The sequence below is a fragment of the Rubidibacter lacunae KORDI 51-2 genome (assembly GCF_000473895.1).
Lineage (GTDB): Bacteria > Cyanobacteriota > Cyanobacteriia > Cyanobacteriales > Rubidibacteraceae > Rubidibacter > Rubidibacter lacunae.
In genome coordinates this window covers 1-758 of sequence record NZ_ASSJ01000099.1, presented here as the reverse complement: position 1 = coordinate 758, position 758 = coordinate 1, and the positions used below count along the sequence as shown (strand labels likewise).

Sequence of the window (758 nt, the reverse complement as noted above, 5' to 3'; positions counted from 1 at the left end):
TCCAGGCTAGATAGCTGCCGCTGCAACTTGGCTAGCTTCAGCTCCGAGCGTCGAAAGAACTGCGGGATTGGAACGCTGTCACCGTCACTGGTGACCAAGAAGTCCTTCAGCCCAACGTCAATGCCGACGGACTTAGCCATATCGACATCAGAAGTAGGTAGCGGAACGGTCTTGTCTTCCAGTAGCAGGCTCACATACCAGCCATCGGCCTTTCGCGTTACCTTGGCGGTCTTGATGGTGAACCCGTCCGGTATCGGGCGATGAAGGATTAGCTTCACCTGACCAATCTTGGGCAGTGCGATTCGACTTCCCTCAATGCAGTCAGGTTTCATCTGAGGGAAGGTGAAAGTCCTGTAACGCCCCGCCCCTTTGAACCGGGGCTTGCCGCTACGCTTACCGTTCTTATCGCCTTTGATGAAACGCTCGAACGTCTGCTTTACCTGCTTCGTCACCTCCTGAAGTACCTGTGAGTGCAGTTCTTTGTACCAGGGTCTCTCTTTTTTGAGAGGCACCAGGCTAGCCTTCTGGCTGTAGTAGTCAGGGTTGTCTTTGAGTGGCGCAAGGCTACAGATGAGTGGACAGGCATTGACCGGACAGCGGTTCATCTCCCACCAGTCGAAGCGCTCAGCAAGCAGCCAGTTATATTGCGCCCGAAGCATATCTAGCCATCGGGTCATGGTCACTGTCTGTTCAGCCGTTGGGCGTAATCTATACTGGTAGGTAATTTTCACTGCTGCATTCAAGTCAGTGCTAGTATT

At 53.3% G+C, this 758-nt stretch carries 1 protein-coding gene; it reads right to left on the bottom strand.

Annotated elements, in window-relative coordinates; translation table 11 throughout:
- Positions 1 to 677, bottom strand: a 677-nt coding sequence (locus KR51_RS17075) for an RNA-guided endonuclease InsQ/TnpB family protein (RefSeq protein ID WP_232214648.1), incomplete at its 3' end; no start/stop codon positions are given.
- Between the last annotated feature and the right edge of the window lie 81 nt (positions 678 to 758).